This window comes from Mycetocola sp. Y442, assembly GCF_056898615.1.
In genome coordinates, this window is sequence record NZ_JBXHBV010000002.1 from 329,916 (window position 1) to 344,979 (window position 15,064).

13 protein-coding genes are annotated in these 15,064 nt (G+C 65.6%); 11 read left to right on the forward strand and 2 right to left on the reverse strand.

The window, feature by feature from the left end:
• The first annotated feature begins 131 nt into the window (after positions 1 to 131).
• From AC1X6S_RS08280 to AC1X6S_RS08305, 6 genes are all read left to right on the forward strand, one after another.
• On the forward strand, positions 132 to 1,115 hold the full coding sequence (locus AC1X6S_RS08280; RefSeq protein ID WP_483405279.1) for an ABC transporter substrate-binding protein: 984 nt from the start codon (positions 132 to 134) through the stop codon (positions 1,113 to 1,115).
• 85 nt (positions 1,116 to 1,200) lie between these two features.
• Positions 1,201 to 2,736, forward strand: coding sequence for a sugar ABC transporter ATP-binding protein (locus tag AC1X6S_RS08285; protein ID WP_483405280.1), 1,536 nt, complete (start codon positions 1,201 to 1,203; stop codon positions 2,734 to 2,736).
• Positions 2,733 to 3,770 (forward strand): ABC transporter permease, encoded by a 1,038-nt coding sequence (locus tag AC1X6S_RS08290; RefSeq protein ID WP_483405281.1) that lies wholly within the window; start codon positions 2,733 to 2,735, stop codon positions 3,768 to 3,770. The genes AC1X6S_RS08285 and AC1X6S_RS08290 overlap by 4 nt, the downstream gene beginning before the upstream one ends.
• Positions 3,767 to 4,783, forward strand: coding sequence for a galactofuranose ABC transporter, permease protein YjfF (gene yjfF / locus AC1X6S_RS08295; protein WP_483405282.1), 1,017 nt, complete (start codon positions 3,767 to 3,769; stop codon positions 4,781 to 4,783). The genes AC1X6S_RS08290 and yjfF overlap by 4 nt, the downstream gene beginning before the upstream one ends.
• 139 nt (positions 4,784 to 4,922) lie before the next feature.
• The gene (locus AC1X6S_RS08300) at positions 4,923 to 5,996 is read left to right on the forward strand and encodes a LacI family DNA-binding transcriptional regulator (protein WP_483405283.1); all 1,074 of its coding nucleotides are present in this window, start codon (positions 4,923 to 4,925) and stop codon (positions 5,994 to 5,996) included.
• Between the two features lie 794 nt (positions 5,997 to 6,790).
• Positions 6,791 to 7,882: a glycerate kinase gene (locus AC1X6S_RS08305; protein WP_483405284.1), complete on the forward strand. Its 1,092-nt coding sequence runs from the start codon at positions 6,791 to 6,793 to the stop codon at positions 7,880 to 7,882.
• Between the two features lie 147 nt (positions 7,883 to 8,029).
• On the opposite strand, the gene AC1X6S_RS08310 is transcribed toward AC1X6S_RS08305, so the two are convergent.
• Entirely contained in the window at positions 8,030 to 8,797 is a 768-nt protein-coding gene (locus AC1X6S_RS08310; RefSeq protein ID WP_483405285.1) for a sugar phosphate isomerase/epimerase family protein, read from the reverse strand.
• Between the two features lie 80 nt (positions 8,798 to 8,877).
• Positions 8,878 to 9,864, reverse strand: coding sequence for an N-acetylglucosamine kinase (locus tag AC1X6S_RS08315; RefSeq protein WP_483405286.1), 987 nt, complete (start codon positions 9,862 to 9,864; stop codon positions 8,878 to 8,880).
• 127 nt (positions 9,865 to 9,991) lie between these two features.
• Between AC1X6S_RS08315 and AC1X6S_RS08320 the strand changes: the two genes are divergently transcribed.
• The 5 genes from AC1X6S_RS08320 (at position 9,992) to AC1X6S_RS08340 (ending at position 15,024) form a co-directional block, all read left to right on the forward strand.
• Positions 9,992 to 10,891: a MurR/RpiR family transcriptional regulator gene (locus tag AC1X6S_RS08320; protein WP_483405287.1), complete on the forward strand. Its 900-nt coding sequence runs from the start codon at positions 9,992 to 9,994 to the stop codon at positions 10,889 to 10,891.
• Positions 10,888 to 11,643, forward strand: a complete 756-nt coding sequence (locus AC1X6S_RS08325) for a sugar isomerase domain-containing protein (RefSeq protein WP_483405288.1) — start codon at positions 10,888 to 10,890, stop codon at positions 11,641 to 11,643. The genes AC1X6S_RS08320 and AC1X6S_RS08325 overlap by 4 nt, the downstream gene beginning before the upstream one ends.
• Positions 11,644 to 11,720: 77 nt before the next feature.
• The gene (ngcE, locus tag AC1X6S_RS08330; RefSeq protein WP_483405886.1) at positions 11,721 to 13,130 is read left to right on the forward strand and encodes an N-acetylglucosamine/diacetylchitobiose ABC transporter substrate-binding protein; all 1,410 of its coding nucleotides are present in this window, start codon (positions 11,721 to 11,723) and stop codon (positions 13,128 to 13,130) included.
• A gap of 89 nt (positions 13,131 to 13,219) precedes the next feature.
• Complete coding sequence (locus AC1X6S_RS08335) at positions 13,220 to 14,119, forward strand: carbohydrate ABC transporter permease (protein ID WP_483405887.1); 900 nt, start codon at positions 13,220 to 13,222, stop codon at positions 14,117 to 14,119.
• Positions 14,116 to 15,024 (forward strand): carbohydrate ABC transporter permease, encoded by a 909-nt coding sequence (locus AC1X6S_RS08340; RefSeq protein ID WP_483405289.1) that lies wholly within the window; start codon positions 14,116 to 14,118, stop codon positions 15,022 to 15,024. The genes AC1X6S_RS08335 and AC1X6S_RS08340 overlap by 4 nt, the downstream gene beginning before the upstream one ends.
• Positions 15,025 to 15,064 lie beyond the last annotated feature (40 nt).

The window sequence follows — 15,064 nt, forward strand, 5'->3', positions numbered from 1 at the left end:
ACTTTGATTGAAGCGTTGTGCTCGCGTAATTGTGAGCGCTAACATCACAGCCATGACCAGAACGGACTGGTCAACCGGCAGCTGACACAGCATCGGACCACGTCGCGCCGGCCGAACAAGGAGGTTTGGTTGTGAAGAAGATACTTGCGCCGATTGCAGCTGCTGGAGCCCTGCTCCTCGCGCTCACCGGGTGTGCACAGTCGGGCGGAGGCTCGGCAGACGGGCCCAAGGACCCGAGCGAGATCATCGTCGGATTTGCCCAGGTCGGCGCCGAGAGCGGATGGCGTACCGCGAATACCAAAGACATCCAGGCGGCGTTCAAGGACGCCGGCATCGAGCTCAAGTTCTCCGACGCCCAGCAAAAGCAGGAGAACCAGATTCAGGCGATCCGCTCCTACATCCAGCAGGGCGTCGATGTCATAGCGTTCTCGCCGGTCATCGAATCGGGGTGGGATGCCGTGCTCAAGGAAGCAAAGGACGCCGAGATTCCCGTTGTCCTCACCGACCGCGCCGTCGATAGCGAGGACGACTCGCTCTACGTGAGCTTCCTCGGCTCCGACTTCATCGAGGAAGGCAAGAAGGCCGGGGAATGGCTCGTCGAGGAGTACTCCTCGTCGACAGAGCCGGTGAACATCATCCAGCTCGAGGGAACGACGGGAGCAGCCCCCGCCCTGGACCGGGCCGAGGGCTTCGCCGATGTCATCGCCGCTGACGACAAGTTCCAGGTGGTCGCGTCCCAGACCGGCGACTTCACTCGCGCCGGCGGCAAGCAGGTCACCGAGGCGCTGCTCAAGTCGAATCCCGACGTTGACGTGATCTACGCACACAACGACGACATGGGTCTCGGCGCGATCGAAGCGATCGAAGCGGCCGGACTCGTGCCGGGCACCGACATCAAGATCATCACGGTGGATGCCGTGAAGGACGGCATGCAGGCCCTCGCCGACGGCAAGATCAACTTCATCGTCGAGTGCTCGCCGCTCCTGGGCAGCCAGCTCGTGGAGATTGTGGAAAAGGTCGTCGCGGGAGAAGACGTTGAGAAGCGGATCATCACCGAGGAAACGACCTTCACCCAGGAGCAGGCGATCGAAGCGCTGCCCGACAGGAAGTACTAGGCACACCCACCTCGGGCGTTCCGGGTCCGATGAATCCGGACCCGGAACGCCCGACACATCTTTCCTCAGCGCAGAGAGCAGGGTCATGACCGAACAGCAACCAGCCGTCAGCATGGAGAACATCTCCATCGAATTCCCCGGGGTGAAGGCCCTCGACGGCGTCAGTTTCCGGATGTTTCCCGGCGAGGTGCACTCGCTCCTCGGCGAGAACGGGGCGGGAAAGTCAACTCTGATCAAGGCGCTGACCGGCGTCTATCGCATCGACAGCGGCGTGATTACGCTCGCCGGCACGGAGGTGTCCTTCTCCACCACCGCGGAGGCCCAGGCCGCGGGAATCTCAACCGTCTATCAGGAGGTCAACCTCCTGACCAACCTCACCGTCGCCGAGAACATCATGCTCGGCCGGGAACCACGGCAATTCGGGTTCATCGACTGGCGAGCGACCAGGGCGCGCGCCGCCGAGCTTCTGGCGAAACTCCACCTCAGCATCGATCCCAACTCACGGCTCGGCTCCCACTCACTCGCCGTGCAGCAACTCGTCGCCATCGCGCGCGCGACCGACATCAACGCGCGGGTCCTCATCCTCGACGAGCCGACCTCGAGCCTCGACGCCGACGAAGTGCAGGAACTCTTCCGAATCATCCGCGATCTTAAAGACGACGGCGTCGCCATCCTCTTCGTCTCGCACTTCCTCGACCAGGTGTATGAAATCTCCGACCGGTTGACCGTTCTGCGCAACGGCAAACTCGTCGGCGAGTACCTGACCGAGGAGATCCTGCGCATCGAGCTCGTGCAGAAGATGATCGGCAAGGAACTCACCGTGCTCGAGGATCTCGAACGCAAGACCAGGCAGCAGAGCATCGACGACGTCGAACTCACCCCGTACGTGCGCGCCGTCGGACTCGGCCGCAAGGGCTCGGTCCTGCCGACCGACCTCGACGTCTATGAGGGCGAGGTCGTTGGCCTCGCCGGTTTGCTCGGTTCCGGCCGCACCGAGCTGGCGCGGATTCTCTCCGGAGTTGATCGGCCGGATGCCGGTGCGCTCGAGATCGAGGGCAAGCTGCGTCGCATCCGTACCCCGCGCCAGTCCATTCACGAACGGATCATCTACTCGAGTGAGAACCGTCGCGAAGAGGGAATCGTCGACGAACTCACGGTTCGCGACAACATAGCCCTCGCGTTGCAGGCCGACCGCGGCTGGTTCCGGCCGATCCCGAAGAAAAGGCAGGACGAACTCGCCGAGAGCTACATCTCGGCGCTCAACATCCGACCGGCGAACCCGGATGCGCTCCTCAAAAATCTCTCGGGCGGCAACCAGCAGAAGGTGCTCCTCGCCCGCTGGCTGGCGATAGCGCCCAGGCTTCTCATCCTCGATGAGCCGACCCGCGGTATCGACGTCGGCGCCAAGGCCGAGATCCAGAAGCTGGTGTCCAACCTCGCCGAGAACGGCATGAGCGTGATCTACATCTCGGCAGAGCTCGACGAGGTGCTTCGGCTGAGTCATCGCATCGCCGTCATGCGCGACCGCAGGCTCGTGGCCGACATCGAGAACGACGGCCTCACCACAGACACCCTGCTCGCCATCATTGCCGACGGGCTCGCAACGGAGGTCGTCGCATGAACCTCAACACGCTCATGGCGAACCGGCTGTTCTGGCCCGTGGTCATGCTCATCGTGCTCCTCGGCATCAACCTCATCGCGTTCCCCGGGTTCTTCTCGGTGCAGGTCCGCGACGGTCACCTCTTCGGCAGCCTCATCGACATCCTGCGCAACGGCTCGCCGACGCTGATGATCGCCGTCGGCATGACCCTCGTCATCGCCACCCGCGGTATCGACCTCTCCGTCGGCGCCGTCTGCGCGATCTCGGGCGCCGTGGCCTGCTCGATCATCCTGGGCTCGTCCGATCCCGGCAACCCGGGCACCGTCGCGGTCGCGGTGGTCGTCTCCCTCCTCATCTCCCTCGTCCTCGGGCTGTGGAACGGATTCCTGGTCGCGGTTGTCGGCATCCAGCCGATCATCGCAACACTGATTCTCATGACGGCCGGGCGCGGGGTCGCCATGCTCATCACGGAGGGGCAGATCCTCACGGTCAACAGCCCTCCGTTCAAGGCGATCGGCTCAGGGTTCTTCCTCGGCCTGCCGATCGCGGTGCTCATCGCGGCTGTCATCTTCGTGTTCGCGCTCGTGATCACCCGCCGAACGGCGCTCGGTCTCATGATCGAGGCCGTCGGCATCAACCCGGAGGCATCCCGCCTCGCCGGCGTTCGCGCCAGGGGCCTGCTCATCACCGTCTATGTCTTCACCGCGGTGTGCGCCGCGATCGCCGGCCTCGTCCTTACGAGCAATCAAACGGCGGCGGATGCCAACAACACAGGGCTCTTCATCGAACTGGATGCCATCCTCGCGGTGGTCATCGGTGGCACGTCGCTCGCGGGTGGGCGGTATTCGCTCTTCGGCACGCTGATCGGTGCGCTCGTCATCCAGACCCTCGTCACCACCGTGTACACGGTGGGCATCCCGCCGATTGTGACCATGGTGTTCAAGGCCGCCGTAGTCACCGTGGTCTGCCTGCTCCAGTCGCCGCGGACGACCCAGCTGATTGAGTCGGCGCGCCGCCGAAACGCGCGCCGCCGCGGAAGGGCGGTGACGGCATGACCGCAACAGTCGTAACCGATGGCTCTCCGATCAGCTCGGCAGTCGGCCGTGTTCGTGGCTGGCTGACCAACCCGAAGTACGGGCCGGTCATCGTCACCGCCGTGCTGCTCGTCGGCATGTTCATCGCCGGTGCGTCCCGGTATCGCGGGTTCACGAACCCGCAGGTGATCGCCAACCTCTTCATCGACAACGCGTACCTCATCGTGCTCGCCGTCGGGATGACGTTCGTGATCCTCACCGGTGGCATCGACCTCTCGGTCGGGGCGGTCCTCGCCATGTCGACCATGATCGCGGCGAGCCTGCTCCAGGCCGGCTGGCCGCCCGGGGTGATCATCCCGCTGATCCTCGTGGCCACCTCCCTGCTCGGCCTCGCCGTCGGCCTGATGATCCACTACTTCCAGATCCAGCCGTTCATCGCGACCCTCGCTGCGATGTTCCTCGCGAGGGGCCTCTGCTACGTGATCAGCAAGACGACGATCTCGATCACCGATCCCGTGTTCATCGCCCTGGCGCAGACCCGGATTCCCCTCGCGCCACGGCTCAGCATCACCCCGAGCGTGATCCTCGCGATCGGGCTCGTCATCGTTGCCGTGGTGGTACTGCACTATTCGCGGCTGGGACGAACCGTCTACGCAATCGGCGGCAGCGAGGCATCCGGTGTTCTGATGGGTCTTCCGGTCGCACGGACCAAGGTGCTCGTCTACGTCATCAGCGGGTTCTGCTCCGGTCTCGCCGGTGTGCTCTACAGCTTCTACACACTGTCGGGGTACGCGCTGACAGCCATCGGAACTGAACTCGACGCCATCGCCGCTGTGGTGATCGGCGGCACCCTGCTCGCGGGCGGGTACGGGTTCGTTCTCGGCTCGGTGCTCGGCGTGCTGGTGCTCGGCACCATCCAGACCCTGATCACCTTCGACGGCAACCTCACGTCCTGGTGGACCAGCATCTTCATCGGGGCACTCCTGCTCGTGTTCATCTTCCTTCAGAAGGTGCTGACCGCGAGACGGACATGACCCGGGATCCGTTGCACACGGGCGAACGGATGCCGCCGGGGGACACAGTGAGACCGGTGTGGCTTATGTTCACAGTGCGGTCAGAGTGACGAGATAATCGAATGGACGGGCGAGAGTCGCCGGGCGGGAGCGGACCCACGTGGTGACGAACGAGGATGAGAAGGCGCGCGTCGCCAATATCTTCGACGTCGCTCGCCTCGCCGGGGTATCGCACCAGACCGTGTCCCGGGTGCTCAATGACCTGCCCAATGTGCGGCCCGCGACCCGGGAGCGCGTCGAGAAGGCGATCAAGCAGTTGCGGTACACGCCGTCGCAGGCGGCGCGCGCGCTGGTGACCCGGCGGTCGCGCACGATCGGCCTGATCACGACGGGCGGGCCGGACTTCGGGCCGTCGTCGACGGCGCTGCACTTCAACGACGCGGCTCGGGATGCCAGGTACGCGGTGAGCATGGCGAGCATGCTCGACTCAGACCCGGATTCGCTGCGCGCAGCCGTCGAACTGCTGCTGCGACAGAATGTCGAGGCGATCGTGCTCATTGCGGCGCACGCCGGCGCGCTCGAGGCCATCCTGAGCATCGAGCTGGGGGTTCCGTTCATCGCCGTCGACGCGGGCGGAAGGCCGGGCGTTCACTCTGTCGCGCTCGACCAGTACGCGGGCGCGCGTGCGGCCGTCGATCATCTGGTCGGCCTCGGGCACCGCGAGATTCGGCACATTTCCGGACCACTCGATTCAACCGATGCCACCGAGCGCCTCCGCGGCTGGCGCGACTCCCTCGCCGCCGCCGGCCTGCCGGCGCGCGAGCACCTCGTCGGCGACTGGACCCCGGCGAGTGGGTACCGGCACGGCCTCGCGCTCGCTGCCGACCGCGACATGACAGCGGTGTTCGTCGGCAACGACCAAATGTCGCTCGGGCTGATCCACGCCCTCAGTTCGGCCGGCCTCAGTGTGCCCGCCGACGTGAGCGTCATCGGCTTCGACGACATTCCTGAGGCTGAGCACTTTGCTCCTCCGCTGACCACGATCCGGCAGGACTTCGACGGGCTCGGCCGTGACATCATGACCGAACTCCTGGCCGTGCTCCGCGATGAGGACGCTGCCGACCTTCCGCGCATTCTGCCGTCCCTCGTCGTGCGCGAGTCGGCTGGCCCGCCGCCGCCTGTGCGCGTGGTCGCCTCGCCCGGTGCTGCCGCGACGCACCAGCGGCTCGGCTAGCCGCTTCGGTGGGCTGGGTGCGTGTGCCTGTCGTTTCGGGAGGAAAACTGGCGGGTCCACGCGCAATGCGGGCCCGACCCCCACGATTTGCCGCCTGAAGTGTAGCTGAGCGTCGCGGGGAGGCCGACCCTGCCGTTGGTGGAGCGTGACCGGCGGACGCCGCCGACTGGCGACAGCCGTTCTCGCGTTGAGTCCGCCGCGAGTGCTGAACCTGGTGAGCGGTTGTTTCGGGAGGAAAACCGGCGGGTCCACGCGCAGTGCGGGCCCGACCCCCACGATTTGCCGCCTGAAGTGCACCCGAGCCGTTGCGGGGTGGCCGGCCCGGGCGTTGACGGGGTGTGTCGGGCGGATGCAGCTGAGCCGACGGCATCCGTTTCTTGCGTTGAACGTGCCGCGAGTGCTGAACCTGGTGAGCCGTCATTTCGGGAGGAAAATCGGCGGGTCTGCGCGCAGTGCGGGCCCGACCCCCACGATTTGCCGCCCGAAGTGTAGCTGAGCGTCGCGGGGAGGCCGACCCTGCCGTTGGTGGAGCGTGACCGGCGGACGCCGCCGACTGGCGACAGCCGTTCTCGCGTTGAGTCCGCCGCGAGTGCTGAACGGGGTGTGTCGTCGTTTCGGGAGGAGAACCTGCGGTCGGCGGGCCTAGAGCGGCATGTGCCCCACGATCTACCTCCCGAAACTCAACCGCGGCCCTGCTAAGGCAGGCGTGACGCGGGAGCTGGCCCGACGATCCGTCACGAGCGGCCCCGCCGCCACGCCCACGCCGTCCGCCGCCGCTCTGGCAGAGTGGACCCATGACACCCCACACCGTTGTGATCGCGCCCGATTCGTTTAAGGGCACGGCAACGGCAATCGAGGTGACCGACGCGCTCGCCGAGGGGTGGGCATCCGTTCGCCCCGATGATGTCCTGGTGCGGATGCCGCTCGCCGACGGTGGCGAGGGAACTCTCGACGCGTTCGAGGTCGCCGTCCCCGGAGCCGTGCGCGTGCCCGTCACGGTGCAGGGCCCAGACGGCCGCAGCGTCGACGCGAGCTGGATCCGGCTGCCCGACAATTCGGCGGTGGTCGAGCTCGCCGAGACGAGCGGCATCACCCTGCTCGATCCGCTGCTGCCATTCGACGCGCACACGTTTGGCTTCGGCCAGGCCATCGCCGCCGCGCTCGACGCTGGCGTCGAGCGGGTCTACCTCGCGATCGGCGGCAGCTCGTCGACCGACGGCGGCGTCGGCGCGCTCACCGCCCTCGGTGGCCGTTTCCTCGACGGCGACGGCACCCCGATCGCGAACGGCGGGCGTGGGCTCGCACGCCTCGACGCGGTCGACCTCACCGGGCTTCGCACCCTGCCGACCGGCGGGGCGATCATTCTCAGCGACGTGACCCACCCACTTCTCGGTGCGGGCGGCGCCGCGGCGGTCTTCGGCCCGCAGAAGGGCGCGACCGCCGCCGATGTCGCCGTGCTCGATGCCGGGCTCGCCCGGCTGGCGGCGCTCCTGCCCGCTGACGCGTCCACGCCGGGCGCGGGTGCCGCGGGCGGCACCGGGTTCGGGCTGCTGGCCTGGGGCGCAACGCTTGCTGCCGGCGCCGACGCGGTCGGTGAGGTCGTGCACGCGGCGGACGCCGTGGCATCCGCCTCGATTGTTGTGACCGGTGAGGGACGTTTTGACGGACAGTCGGATGCCGGAAAGGTCCCGTCGTACGTCCGCTCTCTTGCCGGGGTCGGATCGGCGCGGGCGATGCTCGTCGCCGGCGCGGTCACCGCCGACCCGATTGGTTTCGACGCTGTCGTTTCGCTCACCGAGCTCGCCGGGAGTGCGGAGTCAGCGATGGCGGACACGCGGCTCTGGCTCCGTGAGGCGGGCGCGCGGCTCGCCGCCGTCGCGGGCTGAACCCGGTTTCCCGGGGCCGAACAGACCGAGAACATCAGTTGCGGTCGAGAACATCCCGCGGAACTGATGCGCTCGACCGGAAGTGATGCTCTCGGCGAGCGGGCGAGCGGGCGAGCGGGCGTGCGACTCGGCGGGCAGCGACAGAGTTCAAGCAAGCCAGGACGCGAGGGTCGCGGCCTCACCGGCCAGGAGCGCCGGATCGTCGTTCGGCAGGAACTCGATGAGCGCATCGGTGACGCCGGGCAGTGTGCCCGCAAAGGCGAGGGCGCGCGTCCACAGCGCTTCCCGGCTGTCCAAAGGCATCCGTTCGCGTTCGGGCGACCACGAGAAGACGTGAACCGTCGACACCCACTGGGCCAGTTGCGACAGCTCGGCGAGAGCCGCCTCGTCATCAGCGCCGACCGGTGGCTGCCAGTAGCACGACACGTTTGTCGCTGTGATGCCGGAGAGCAGGTCGAGCGTAGATTCGGCGGTGTCCGTCAGAGTGCCGTCGTGGAACTCCAGAGCGACTTCGATGCCGTACTCGGATGCGTGCAGCGCTGCGGAGTCGAGCTGGGCGGTGACCAGCGCGCGGTCTTCGGCGGAGGCATCCGCGGACGCCTTCTCGCCGGCCCAGACACGAATGCGCGGGGCCCCGAGCGCCGCGGCCGAGGAGAGCACTGAGGGAAAGTCGCCAACCTCATCGCAGCGATAGTAGGAGCCGAGGGATGCCACGTCGAGGCCGGCAGCGCGGGTGCGCTCGCCGACCTCCCGTGCGATCTCGACGTCGCCCGGCGGCACGTGCACGTCGCCGCCCCACTCGATCGACTCGAGCCCGGCAGCGGCCGCAAGGGCGATGACCTCGTCGACACTCGACTCGCGCAGTGTGATCGAGCACAGGCCGGGCCGGATGGACGGGGTCGAGCGGATCTGCATCTGGGTGCCTTTCGTCGTCGGTTGGGTCGAGCGTACCCGCTCGGGGTCTGCCGCAGAGGTCGACGGGAGCGGGATACCGGTCAGCGCAGGTGGCTGAGCGTCGACCGGATCCGGTCGAACACGTCGGCGGTCACGTCGACACCCGCTGAGCGCAGGCCGAGTACCGCGGCGCCGACGACGCCGTCAGGGACAGTCCTGATCTCCGGACGAAACCCCGACCTGCGGATGATGTCGGCTACGCCGTCGCTCACCAGCGGCTGAGAGGTCAGGATGCTTCCGCCGAGTACAAGCGGCCCAGGGAGGTCCGGAACCGAAATCGCGTCGAATAACCGAGCGAGCGCGACGATCGCGTCGTCCAGTATCGCGCGCGCTGTGGCATCCGACCCCGCCGCGAAGGCAAGCGGGGCGAACCGCGACAGTTCGACGGGACGCAGGCCGTACAGCGCCTCGGCCAGCGCGCGGAGCGATGAGGGCCGACCGTCCGGTCCGCGCTCGCCCGACTCCTCGATACCGGCAGCCTCGAGGACCAGTGGCGCGAGCGCCGTCGGTTCGGCGCGCCCGTCGAGGCTCGCGACGGCGGCACCGACGACCCGGTGGCCGATCCAATAGCCGGAGCCCGCATCGCCGAGCAACCAGCCCAGTCCATCGGCGGTCGCCTCGGTGATGCCGTCGCGCACACGGATTCCCGCTGACCCGGTGCCGGCAACCATCGCATAGCCGTCCGGTTCCCAGGTTCCGGAGAAGTAGATGGCGAGGAGATCGGATGCCACGCCAGCGGTGGCAGGGAACCCGCGGGCGGCGAGCGGTGTGGTCACCCAGTCGATCGGCCCGGAAACGCTCATACCCGCCATCGCGATGAGGACGTGACTGATATCGCTCGACGGCCGTCCGGCAGCGTCACTCGCCGCCTCCGCGGCCGCGGTGATCGACGCGGCGGCGCGCTCGGGTCCGGACGACACGGGGTTGCCACCTCCGGCGAATCCATAGCCGTGGCAATGACCCGTTTCATTCAGCAGGACGGCACGCGTGGACGTGCCACCGGCGTCTATTGCGAGAACGTTAATCATTCGTTACGACTTCGTGATGATTGCAACATTGCTCTTCCTCGCTGGTAAGAATAGTTTTCAACAAAGCTCCAATCCACTGAAACGGATTTTCATGTCGACGATGACATCTGGCAGAGAGGCATTGCGTATGTCGACTCGCATTCAGGCCAACCTGCCACAAATGTCGAGCGTTATGGTGAAAATCGCCGAGCTTCTTCTCGAGCAGCCCACTCTGCCGCTCGAGCTGTCGATCACCGAGCTCGCCGAGCGGGCGGGGACGTCAGCGGCGACGGTGACCAGGTTCTGCCGACAAATCGGTTTCAGCGGCTACGTGCAGTTCCGGGTCGGCGTCGCGAGCGACAGCGGCAGGGGCGACGCCGCCGAGTCCTGGCGCGCCGATATCGGCCGGGCCTTTGCTCCAGAGGACACCCCGGGCGAGGTGCTGAGTACCCTCCTCAACGCGCACGTCCGATCGCTCGAAACCACGGCGCGGCAGATGGACCTCACCGCCGTCACCGCGATCGCCGGTGCGATCGCGACGACGCCGCACCTCGACATCTACGGCATCGGCGGGAGCGCCGGCATGGCGCTCGAAATGCAGGGACGCCTGTATCGCATCGGCATCAACGCCCACTGCTGGTCCGAGGTTCACGCCGGACTCACGAGCGCGGCGATTCTCGGCGAGGGGGCTGTGGCGATCGGAATCTCGAACACCGGTCGCACCGAGGAAACCATCCAGATGTTGTCCCAGGCGAAGTCGTCCGGCGCATTCACGATCTCTCTGAGCAACAACTCCAGGTCGCCGCTCGCCACCGTTGCCGACGTGAATGTCGTTACCGCAGCGCCCGAACAGTTCCTGCAGCCAGACGATCTCTCCGCGAAACACTCGCAACTCTTTGTGCTCGACCTGCTCTATCTGCTCGTCGCCCAGCACAATTCGGCCGAAACCGCGGCAAAGCTCGCGGCCAGCGCCATGGCGGTCTCCGAACACCGCCGTCCCGCCGGGCGCGACGCCCGAACCACGACAACGAAAGGCGGGGGCCGATGACGGACCTTGTTCACCAGCTGCTCATCCAGGCGACAACCCGGCTGGAGCGGCTTGCGGAACTCGCGGGATCCGGCGGACTCGATGCTGCCGTCGACCTCTGCGTCGATGCGCTCGACGCCGGCGGGGTGCTCCAGGCGTTCGGCACCGGCCACTCGCAGGCATTCGCCATGGAAATCGCCGGCCGTGCCGGCGGCCTCATCCCGACCAATCGCATCTCACTCCAGGACCTCGTGCTGTACGGAGGGAGGGATGTCGGAGACCTCGGTGGATCGACCCTCGAGCGTGACTCCGCTGTGGTCGACGAGCTCATCGAGGTGTCGGTCATCAACCCGCAGGACGTGTTCCTGATCGCGTCGAACTCGGGAGTCAACGGATCCATCGTCGGCTTTGCGCTCGCCGTGAAGGAACGCGGTCACAAGCTCATCGCGGTGACGAGCCTCGAGCACACGAACGCAGTCGAGCCCAAGCATCCGAGCGGCAAGCGGCTCAGCGACGTCGCGGACGTCGTCATCGACAACCTGGCACCCTTCGGTGACACCACCCTTGAGCTTCCCGGCGGTGTCGGCGTTGGTGCCATCTCTTCGATCACATCGGCATTCATCGCGCAGATGCTGACCGTCGAGGTTTCCCGCCGGTTTACCGAGAGGGACGAAGTTCCGCCCCTGTACATCTCGGCGAATATCCCGGCAGGGGATGCTCACAACAGCGCACTCGAAGACAAGTACCGCGGAAAAATCCGCAGACTCGCATAACCCCAACCCCCACCCGCTGATCAGGGGCCCCAACCCGGTTCGGCAATCCCAGCAAAATTGGAAGGCACATCACAATGATGAATATAGATAACGTGGTCATCGACCGACGCAATGTGCTCAGGGGCGCTATTGCCGCTGCAGTACTGATCCCGCTCGGCGGATCGCTGATGTCCTGCGCAACGGGAGGACCCGGTGGCACGGGCGGCGCGGCAGGAACCGTCTCGGCCAATAACCCGTTCGGCATGGCAGACAACTCCACCATCGACTCGGTCATCTTCGACGGCGGCTACGGCGTTGACTACGTCGAGTACGCGGCCAAGATCCTCGAGAAGAACCACGAGGGCTCGACAGCCAAGGTCGCGTCGAGCACGCAGATCGCCCAGGAACTCCAGCCTCGCTTCGTCGCGGGCAACCCGCCTGACCTCGTCGACAATTCAGGTTCAGGCCTGATCGGAATGAACACGATCCTCGACCAGCTCGAGGACCTCACCGATGTCATCGACGCCGAGAACCTCGAGGGCGACAAGATCCGCGACACGCTCTACGGGGGAGTGCTCACTCCCGGCACGTACGACGGCAAGCTCGCCGCCCTCAACTACGTCCTCACCGTCTACGGCACGTGGTATTCGTCGAGCCTGTTCGAGGAGAACGGCTGGGCTGTTCCAACCACCTGGGCGGAGATGATGGACCTCGGTGCCAAGGCAAAGGAGCAGGGCAAGTACCTCTTCGTCTGGGGCAAGGAAGCGGCAACCTACTACCAGACGATGGCCATCGAGTCGGCGATCAAGGAAGGTGGAGACGAGGTCCGTCTCGCCCTCGAGAACCTCGAGGAAGGCTGCTGGTCACTTCCGGCGGTACAGAGCGTCTTCACGGCGATGCACGACATCGTCGCCGCCGGCTACATGAAGCCCGGTGGAGCCGGTACCCAGTTCACCGCCGCTCAGGCACAGTGGAGCAACGACATGGATGCGATCCTGTACCCGTCAGGGTCCTGGATCGAGAACGAAATGAAGGACAACACCGCGGAGGGCTTCGCCATGAAGGGCTTCCCTGCACCGGTGGTCTCGGCGAGTTCCGCAATGCCGGTCGAGGCGCTGCACTCAACGGCGGGCGAGCCGTTCATCGTTCCGTCGCAGGGCAAGAACGTGGCCGGCGGCAAGGAACTCCTTCGGACAATGCTGTCGAAGGATGCCGCGACGAACTTTGCGAAGACGAAGCTCGCTCCGACCATCGTCAAGGGACTCGTGCCCGCCGACGGTTTCGGATCGACCGCGCTCGTGTCGCAGACCGAGATGCTGGATGCCGCTGGCGACAACATCTTCACCTGGGGCTTTGTCGACCTGTACGGCACCAATGCCGACCAGCTCGTCGTCTGGAACTCCTTCCTCGACGGCAAGTCCGATGTCGCCACCCTCACCTCGAGTCTTCAGGAAATCACCGACAGGGTGAGGAACGACGACTCGATCGACAAAATCGAGATCAAGTGATCGATACGGCACTCGCCAACACGACGCCGGGCAGCCAAAAGGCTGCCCGGCCGCGGAAGAGGAAGGCCACCTTCGACTACGTGTCGTTCATGGTGGTCTTCCTCGGGTTGCCCCTCGCAATCTTCGTGATCTTCGTGATCTGGCCATTTGTCCAGGCGGTGTATTACTCCCTCACCGACTGGTCGGGGTTCAGTCCCGAGATGAACATCGTCGGGATCAACAACTACCTCCGGCTGCTGAGCGACGACATCTTCCTCACGGCGCTCGGCAACAACGTTCTGCTCGCCATCGTCGTTCCGCTCGTCACCATCGTGCTCGCGCTCGCGCTCGCCACCATGGTCACCGTCGGTGGACCAAGCCACGGTCCCATCCGCGGCCTGCGGAACTCGAGCTTCTACCGGGTCGTCTCCTTCTTCCCGTACGTGATCCCCGCCATCGTCACCGGCATCCTCTGGGGTCAGATCTACAACCCGGCTGGCCTGCTCAACGGGCTCCTCGGACTCGTCGGTCTCGACATGTTCGAGTCGTTCGCGTGGCTCGGCGATGAGCGAACCGCGATGGGCGCAACGATCTTCGTGATCGTGTGGGGCTTCGTCGGTTTCTACATGGTGCTCTTCGTCGCGGCGATCAAGGGCGTGCCGGCGGAAACGTATGAGGCGGCCAGGATCGATGGGGCGGGGCGCATGCGCACGGCCTTCTCGATCACGATCCCGCTCATTCGTGACAACATCCAGACCGCGTACATCTATCTCGGAATCATGGCGCTCGACGCCTTCGTCTACATGCAGGCGCTCAACCCCGGCGGCGGTCCCAACAACTCGACGCTCGTGATGAGCCAGCAGCTGTTTCGGACGGCGTTCGTCAAGGGCGAGTTCGGGCAGGCGAGTGCCATGGGTGTTGTGCTCGCGATCGTGACCCTGATTTTTGCGGCACTGGTCTTCACGGTCAACCGCATCACCGGCGGCAAGGAAGAGAGGGGCCGCGCATGACAACCGAAGCCATCACCACACGGGGCGTATCGCGCCCCGACCGTTCACCGGGATTCTCGCGCAAACCGGTGAATACACCGGGAGACAAAGCCGTCGGGGTTCTCTCCCACACCGCGCTCGTCGTCTGGTCGCTCATCGTCATTCTGCCGCTGCTGTGGACGCTCATGACGAGCTTCAAGACGACGAAGGAGATCTTCGCCTCGCCGTTCTCGCTCCCCGCCGACTGGAACTTCAACAACTACGTCTCCGCCTGGACGCGAGAGGGCATCGGTAATTACTTCCTCAACACGGTGATCGTCGTCGGGTTCGCGCTCGTCATCGTCATGGTCCTCGGCGCGATGTGCGCGTACGTGCTCGCCCGGTACAGGTTCTTCGGAAGCAGGGCCATCTACTACCTGATGCTCGCGGGACTCACCTTCCCGGTGTTCCTGGCGATCGTTCCGTTGTTCTTCGTACTCCGCAACATCGGGCTGCTCAACACGCTTCCCGGCCTCATCCTCACCTACGTGGCATTCGCGCTGCCGTTCACGGTGTTCTTCCTGTACTCCTTCTTCAAGGGGCTGCCGGATGAGATCGCAGAAGCCGCGGCAATCGACGGTGCGGGGGAGTGGCGTACCTTCTTCCAGGTGATGCTGCCGATGGCGAAACCAGGGATGGCATCCGTCGCGATCTTCAACTTCCTCGGCCTGTGGAACCAGTTCCTGCTGCCCGTGGCGTTGAATACCGACAAGAACAACTACGTTCTCTCGCAGGGTATGGCGTCGTTCGCGTCGTCAGCGGGTTACGCCGTCGACTTCGGCGCGCTGTTCGCCGCCGTTGTCATCACCATCGTGCCCGTGCTCATCGCCTACGTGATCTTCCAGCGCCAGCTGCAGGGATCCGTCAGCCAGGGGACCATGAAGTAGACACATCACCCGAACGGATGCCCACGGTCACGTCACCGTG